The 7,651-nt window shown below is 49.7% G+C and carries 6 protein-coding genes; 3 read left to right on the forward strand and 3 right to left on the reverse strand.

Annotated features, from left to right (window positions below; translation table 11 throughout):
- Positions 1 to 235 precede the first annotated feature (235 nt).
- Both IDZ20_RS16130 and IDZ20_RS16135 read left to right on the forward strand, forming a co-directional pair.
- Positions 236 to 2,365 carry an adenosylcobalamin-dependent ribonucleoside-diphosphate reductase gene (locus tag IDZ20_RS16130; protein WP_188152477.1) on the forward strand — a complete coding sequence of 710 codons (2,130 nt, stop codon included), beginning with the start codon at positions 236 to 238 and terminating at the stop codon, positions 2,363 to 2,365.
- Positions 2,366 to 2,393: 28 nt separating this feature from the next.
- Complete coding sequence (locus IDZ20_RS16135; RefSeq protein ID WP_188152478.1) at positions 2,394 to 3,077, forward strand: TSCPD domain-containing protein; 684 nt, start codon at positions 2,394 to 2,396, stop codon at positions 3,075 to 3,077.
- 30 nt (positions 3,078 to 3,107) lie between these two features.
- On the opposite strand, the gene IDZ20_RS16535 is transcribed toward IDZ20_RS16135, so the two are convergent.
- From IDZ20_RS16535 to moeA, 3 genes are read right to left on the reverse strand one after another with little or no spacing between them, the layout of a single operon-like run.
- Positions 3,108 to 3,584 carry a VF530 family protein gene (locus IDZ20_RS16535; protein WP_188152479.1) on the reverse strand — a complete coding sequence of 159 codons (477 nt, stop codon included), beginning with the start codon at positions 3,582 to 3,584 and terminating at the stop codon, positions 3,108 to 3,110.
- A 56-nt stretch (positions 3,585 to 3,640) separates the two neighbouring features.
- Entirely contained in the window at positions 3,641 to 4,879 is a 1,239-nt protein-coding gene (locus IDZ20_RS16145) for a DUF819 family protein (RefSeq protein ID WP_188152480.1), read from the reverse strand.
- Between the two features lie 8 nt (positions 4,880 to 4,887).
- On the reverse strand, positions 4,888 to 6,180 hold the full coding sequence (gene moeA, locus IDZ20_RS16150; protein WP_188152481.1) for a molybdopterin molybdotransferase MoeA: 1,293 nt from the start codon (positions 6,178 to 6,180) through the stop codon (positions 4,888 to 4,890).
- A 259-nt stretch (positions 6,181 to 6,439) separates the two neighbouring features.
- On the opposite strand from moeA, the gene IDZ20_RS16155 reads away from it, so the two are divergent.
- Positions 6,440 to 7,549, forward strand: coding sequence for a hypothetical protein (locus IDZ20_RS16155; RefSeq protein WP_188152482.1), 1,110 nt, complete (start codon positions 6,440 to 6,442; stop codon positions 7,547 to 7,549).
- Positions 7,550 to 7,651: the final 102 nt, after the last annotated feature.

Below are 7,651 nucleotides of genomic sequence, written 5' to 3' on the forward strand. Positions count from 1 at the left end.
TTATTGCTAGAGGTACTAAAAACAGCAGGCTGAAATAGCCTGCTGTTCTGCTTGATACTGCTCATAGCGATAATATCTAAAAATAGCTATTGCCCTACATCTTGAAACGATTAAACTATTCGCCACTACATATAGTGCTATTAGCCCAATTCGCCTTGTTTTGTCCTCAGCGATTTCAGACTTGCCTACACAGCCATTGCAAGAAAAGTGAACACTTACCAACAGGTGTACGGATATGTCCAACCAACTGCAAACCAACCCAATTGAAGCGGTCACGCTACAGCCGGCCTCTTTCGATATCTGGCAGAAAAAATATTGCCTCACCGACGACAAGGGCGAAGCGGTCGATAAAACCCTCGACCATACCTACCAGCGCGTTGCCAATACCTTGGCCGACGTCGAACCGAAACGTCGCGACCACTGGTACAACGAATTTCTTTGGGCGCTGCGCAAAGGTGCAATTCCCGCAGGTCGCATTATCTCTAACGCCGGAGCATCGGCCTACAAGCCTGCCACCTCCACCATTAACTGTACAGTCTCTGGCACTATAGAAGACTCGTTGCACGATATTCTCGGCAAAAATATGGAGGCCGGTTTAACACTTAAAGCGGGTTGTGGAATTGGTTATGAATTTTCCACGTTGCGACCACGCGGCGCGCATGTGGCTGGTGCCGGTGCGCAAACCTCTGGGCCGCTGTCGTTTATGGATATCTTCGACAAGATGTGTTTTACCATCTCGTCGGCCGGTGGTCGTCGCGGCGCACAAATGGCCACCTTCGATGTACATCACCCAGACGTCGCCGACTTTATTACCGCCAAGCGTGAAGATGGCCGCTTGCGACAATTTAACCTGTCGCTACTGATTACCGATGAATTTATTCAAGCGGTGAGATCCGATAGTGAATGGTTATTGTCTTTCCCGATTTTGAAACGTGACGAAGCGCGCGATGTGGTTGCCGGTGCGCAAGTGGTGTGGCGCAAGCTAGAACATATTAGCGACCAATACCTGCGCAACGATCGCGGCGATGTGGCCTGCCTGGTGTACGAGACCATACCGGCACGCAAGCTGTGGCATAAAATTATGCGCTCCACTTACGATTTTGCCGAGCCAGGTTTTATTCTTATCGACCGCGTAAACAGTTGGAACAATAACTGGTTCTGCGAAAGCATTCGCGCCACTAACCCCTGCGGCGAGCAACCCTTGCCGCCGTATGGTAGTTGCTTGTTAGGTTCAGTAAATCTCACCGGCTTTGTCGAAAACGCCTTTACCGCCGAGGCGCGTTTTAATTGGGATGAATTCCGCAAGCTGGTGGCCATCTTTACCCGTATGCTCGACAACGTGGTAGAAATTAACGGTTTGGCACTGCCACAACAGCAGGCGGAAATTAAACGTAAGCGTCGTCATGGCATGGGCTTTTTAGGTTTGGGCTCGGCGCTAACGCTGTTGCGCATTCCCTACGGTAGCCCCGCGTCTATCGCCTTTACCGAACAGGTATCCAAAGAATTGGCGCTAACCGGCTGGCGAGAAGGTTTGGCTTTGGCGAAAGAAAAAGGCGCAGCGCCTATTTTCGATGAGGACTTCACCATCACCGAGAGTTTGTTGGCAACGCGCCCAGAACTCGAAAAAGAATTTAAGCTTGGCGATAAAGTAAGCGGCAAAATTTTACACGCAAAATACAGCCGCTATATGCAACAGCTCGCCGAGGAAGATCCAGAACTTATTGCCGCGATTACTGAACACGGGTGTCGATTTACCCACCACAGCTCGATTGCGCCCACCGGCACTATTTCACTTTCGCTTGCCAATAATGCCAGCAACGGTATCGAGCCAAGTTTTGCCCACCACTATTCACGCAATGTTATTAACCAGGGGCGCAAGAGCAAAGACAAGGTTGATGTGTTTTCTTACGAACTATTGCGTTATCGCCAGTTGGTGAATGCCGAGGCAAAACCCTATACCGACGAAGACGACAAAGTGTTGCCAGATTATTTTGTTGTCAGCGACCAAATTTTGCCCGAGCAACATGTTGATGTGCAGGCCGCCGCGCAAAAGTGGGTGGACTCATCGATTTCTAAAACCATTAACGTGCCCACCGATATTGATTTTGAAAGTTTCAAAAGTATCTACCTCTACGCACACGAAAAAGGCTTAAAAGGCTGTACCACCTTCCGCTTTAATCCCGAAGCCTTCCAAGGCGTACTGGTAAAAGAAAAAGATCTTGAGGATACCGAGTACCGATTTACCCTGGAAGACGGCAGCGAAGTAACCTTCAAAGGTAACGAAGAAGTGGAATACGATGGCGAAGTTCACACCGCCGCAAATTTGTACGATGCCCTTAAAGAAGGCTACTACGGTAAATATTAAGGCTGGCGCCACAGATCAGGTAAACATCATGCGAAAAATCGACAAAAAAATTACCGGCTACTCGGTGAGTGCCGCAAATGAAGATGCAAAAAACCTAGCGGCTCTGGCAGAGCCCGCTGTAACCATCGAGCAAATGCACGAAAAATTCGCTCGTCCAGAAACGCTGGAAGGCTCTACCTATAAAATTAAAACCCCGTTGTCGGACCACGCCCTTTATATCACCATTAACGATGTGATCTTGAACCCCGGTACCGACCACGAATTGCGACGACCCTTTGAGATTTTTATCAACTCAAAAAATCTCGAGCACTTTCAATGGGTGGTGGCATTAACGCGGGTTATTTCGGCGGTGTTTAGAAAGGGCGGCGACGTTACCTTTTTGACCGAAGAGCTAAAAGCCGTGTTCGACCCGACCGGTGGTTATTTTAAAAGTGGTGGCCGTTTTATGCCGTCTTTGGTGGCCGAAATTGGCGAGGCCATTGAAACCCACATGAAGAAAATTGGCCTGATAAAACCCGAGGCTCTCAGTGACGTGCAAATGGAAGTGTTGTCGGAGAAAAAAGCCGAGTACGAAGTGCGCAACAACCTACAGCCAAGCGCCGAGGGTTTTCCGGCTAGCGCGGATCTGTGCTTAAAGTGTCACACCAAGGCGGTGATTTTATTGGACGGCTGTAAAACCTGTTTGAGTTGCGGCAATTCTAAGTGCGGTTAACCCGCTCTTTTCTTTCCAGTCTCAACAGTTTTAACGGTTGCCCCAAGGGTTAACGTTGGGTTTAGGTTTTGAGTCGTCGGGTGATGCTTGCTTGCTCCGAGTTGTTTTATCGCTCGGGGCAGTTTTTCCGCTCTGGGCAGTTTTTCCGCTCTGGGCAGTTTTCGGGCTCTGGGCAGTTTGTTTGCTCTGGGCAGTTTGTTTGCTCTGGGCAGTTTTCGGGCTCTGGGCAGTTTCCTCGTTCGAACGGTTAGTTTTGTTGCGGGTAGCGGCGGCGGTTTTAGTGAAGCTATTAGTAAGCGTCGCAAGGTATAAAGCTTCCACCTTGTCGCGCGCCCACGGGGTTTTACGTAAAAACTTCAAGCTAGATTTAACCGAGGGGTCGCTTTTAAAGCAATTAATATTTATCCGCTCGGCCAAGGTCTGCCAACCGAAGTGATCAACCAGTTCGGTAACAACCGTTTCAAGTTTTACCCCGTGGAGTGGGTTGTTGGGTTGTTTTTGTTGCATAAAATAAACCTTGTATTAACGCGAAAAAGGTAGTGCTAGCAGGGTAGGGCTAAGTTTTAAATAAACGCACTACTGGCACGCAGTAGTTGCCCGCATAACCATGCGGCGTAGGTGCCAACCGCATAACCGAGTACAGCCAATAAAACACCTACTGGTGCAAGCGAAGGGTGAAATGCCGCTGCAACCACGGGTGCTGAAGCCGCGCCGCCAATATTCGCTTGGCTGCCAACGGCCATATAAAACAGTGGTGCTTTTAAAAGTTTGCAGGCAAATAACATTAAACTGGCGTGTATAGCCATCCAAATAGCCCCCAGTAAAAATAATATGGGTGCATCGAGTAGCGCGCCTAAATTCATATGGGTGCCTATGGCGGCCACCAGAATATAAATAAACACCGTACCAATTTTAGAAGCGCCAGCGCCCTCTAGTTTGCGCGCCTTGGTAAACGAAAGTGCGACCCCGCCGGTAGTTGCAATTACCACCAACCAAAAAAAGCCGCTGGTTAAACTAAAGCGCGCACTGTTCGGAAAGTTCGCCAAAAACCAAGGGGCTAGGCCGTCGGCACAAAAGTGCGCAAGACCGGTTATGCCAAATGCCAGCGCGCCAATTAACATTAGGTCTGCGGTGGCAGGAATACGCGAACTGCTGCGTTCTAATTGTTCTACTCGGTCTACCAGTGCATCCAGTGCTTTGGTATCGATACCGCGATTGCGATCCAGTCGCTGCGATTTTCCCGCCAGTACTAACAAAACCGCCATCCAACAGTTTGCAATTAATACATCTACGGCGACCATCGCGGTAAAAATATCGTTACTTGCATGAAAAATTTCACGCATAGCGGTTTGGTTTGCCGAGCCGCCAATCCAAGAGCCTGCCAAGGTTGTCATGCCTCGCCATACTTGTTCAACCCCTTGTACTTGAATGGCCTCGGGGGTAAGCCACGCCAACAGAAGCAAGGCGATAGGGCCGCCGATAACAACGCCAGTAGTGCCCACTAAAAACAGTATGAGTGCTTTCGGGCCGAGGTTGATTATGGCTTTAAGGTCAATGCTCAAGCAGAGCAGTACCAGTGCAGCGGGTAAAAGATAGCGCGAGGCAAAAAAATAGATTTTGGAATTGTGGGTATCAATAATATGAAAATTAGCCAGTAGCGCCGGTAAAAAGTAACAGAGCAAAATAGCCGGTACAACGCTGTAGAACGCTTTAAAAAACCGATGGCTGCTGGAATGGGTGTAAAACACTGCGCCGAGTATCAAAAAAAGTAACCCAGCAATGGTTGCGTCGTTGGTAATCATAAAAGCCCTTAGCTTATCCAGCGATCAAAAGGTTCTACGGTAACGATTTCACCTGCGCTCACATTGCCTCGGTCTTGCTCCAAAACCACATAGCAATTACCCGCCACCATGCTAGAAAAAATCGCCGAGCCTTGGTTGCCGGTGCTGTGAACTTCAAGTGTGCCGTTATGGTTAGTTAGCAAGCCGCGCTGGAAATCGGTTCGGCCTGGGCGCTTTTTGAACGCGCTCGCGCTAGGTACTTGTAGTCGCAGCGGTTGCGGAAAGGCTTCGCCACTCATTTGGCGCAATTTAGGCAAGGCAAGTTGGTGAAAGGTAACCGCCGACGAAACGGGGTTGCCGGGTAAACCAAAAAACGCCGTCGCATTTTTGCGATTGTTCGCATCGGGAGTGCTTGTTTGATTATGCAAATAACCAAACGCAAAGGGTTTACCCGGTTTAATCGCCAGCTTATAAAAAGCGATATCGCCTAGGCGTTGTAAAATATCGCGAGTGAAATCCGCATCGCCAACCGACACACCGCCGGAGGAAATAACCGCATCGGCTTGCACCGCCGCTTGCTTAAACGCTTGCTCAATAGCGGCTGGGTTGTCGGCAATAATACCGAGGTCTATCACTTCCAAATTTAGGCGTTGTAATAGGGTGGTAATCATCAGGCGATTACTATCGTACACACAGCCTTGTGGTAATTCTGTACCGGGCAAACGCAGCTCGTCGCCGGTTGAGAATACGGCGACTTTTAATTTTCGGTACACGGCTACGTGGCTAACCCCAAGTGTTGCTAGCATACCAATATGAACACCCGACAAACGCAGGCCTTGCGTAAACACCTGTTGCCCGCGCTCGACATCACTGCCCGCGCTGCGAATGTTTGCGCCTAGCTGAGGACGATGGTTAATGCGCAGCTGTTTTGAATCGTTTAGCGCTACGTTCTCTTGAATAACCACGGTGTCGCAGCCTTGCGGAAGCTGGGCACCGGTCATAATCCGCACACAGTTGCCGGACGGTACTTGTTGGCTGTAGGCGTTGCCAGCGAGTGCTGTACCCACCACCTTTAGCGGGCTGTTGCCATCCCAGCTTGCATCGCAATAGGCGTAGCCGTCCATTGCCGAATTGTCGTAGTTGGGTATTTGTGAGGGCGAGGCTACATCTTCGGCGAGCACGCGATCTAAGCCGCTGCTAATAGCAACCTGCTCGGTTGCCAGTGGCAAGACGTTTTGAGGGCGTGCCTGCTCGAGTTCGGCCAGCGCGGTTTCGAGTGGTTTGAGTCCGGGGCGGTCGCAATCGTTGTTGGTTACTGTCACGTGTTTGAGATCTCGTTGGTCATATTTGCGGCGGGGCGGGTAGCTAGTATAGCAAGCAGGCTTGGCCTTGGCTGCCGAGCATCTACAGTGACAAAAGCGTCAGAATGTGTGCGATAGCGCAAATAATACACCGGCATGGCGCTTATAATTCTATTTCTGATCCGGTTGGTGTAGTTTGTGAGGCTGGTATTGTTTGTGAGTTTGGTGACATTAGCTAGCTCATTTTTCTTTGAATTTTAAGTGCTAGGGTACAAATCTGATGCGGAGTTTATCGAGCCTTAATCGCACTGGCGTGTTGCTGGCGATTACCCTGTGCGGTGCTTCGGTCGCTATTGCCAATCCCAAACTCGAATTTAAAACGGCTTATATGGCCTACCAAAAATGTATTCAAGTCAAAGATTACGGCTGTGCGGTAAGCAATGCCGAAAAAGCATACCTCGCGGGACAAGATGCCTTCCGCCCCGGCAGTATGAATCTCGCCGACCTTGCCTATAACTATGGCAATGTATTGCTCGCCTCCACCAATCCAGTACACAAAGCTAAGTCGCTTGCAGCGCTAGAAGAAGCCTTGCCGTTAGTTAAGGACGCCTTCGGCGAAGAGTCAGAGCGCATGCTTGCTTTGCTAGCAGACTTGGTAGAAGCACAAGGCTATGCGCCGGCGACAGTAGAAAAAAATGTAGGTTACTGGGAGCAGGCAGTAGAGCTTTCGCAAAAGCTGAATGGCAAAAAGAGTGTACCTCACGCGCAAGTGTTAATGCGTGTTACCAATGTGCCATTAAATCAGCCGGGGTACGATTCAGATAAAGCCTACAAGTTAGCCAAGCTCGCCCATAAACTTATCCGGTCGGAATTTGGCGAATCGTCTAGTGCAGCCGGGTTAGTGGCGTTTAGTTTAGGTAGGTATGAACTGTCGATAAAAGAATACAAAGATGCGGTGGATAATTTTAATTCCGCCTTGCCCGGTTTGGCCGACGCCAAAAATGATTCGGCGGAGCGTTTGCGGCAAGCACACATAGGCTTGGTCACGGCATACCAAAATTTGGGTAAACCCGAGCGAGCCACAGAACATTGTATTGCGGTTACCAAACTTGCACCGGTTGCAAATACTAAAGCGATCCAGCCTTTGTATCAGCCTGCGCCAAACTTTAGCGACGATGATCTTGCCAGCACCCAAGCAGCGAGTGCGAAATTCCAGTTCACCGTCACGGCCGAGGGGAGTGTTGCGGATTTAGTGGTAGTGACCAATACCTTTACCGAAGCGATGTTGAATACACTGCAGCAAGCCATTCTGAATTATCGCTACGCCCCCAAAGTTGTCGGCGGCGAAACCACCGACACCAAGGGTGTTATTTATACGTTTAAGTTGTAGCTGTAACTACACCGCTAATGGGGGTCTGTCCCCCATTGTCCTTAAAATATTATTCAGTGCAATGGAAGAGCTGCTGGGTTGAATAAACTGCACGCGTTCGTC

Source organism: Teredinibacter waterburyi (genome assembly GCF_001922985.1).
GTDB classification, from domain to species: domain Bacteria; phylum Pseudomonadota; class Gammaproteobacteria; order Pseudomonadales; family Cellvibrionaceae; genus Teredinibacter; species Teredinibacter waterburyi.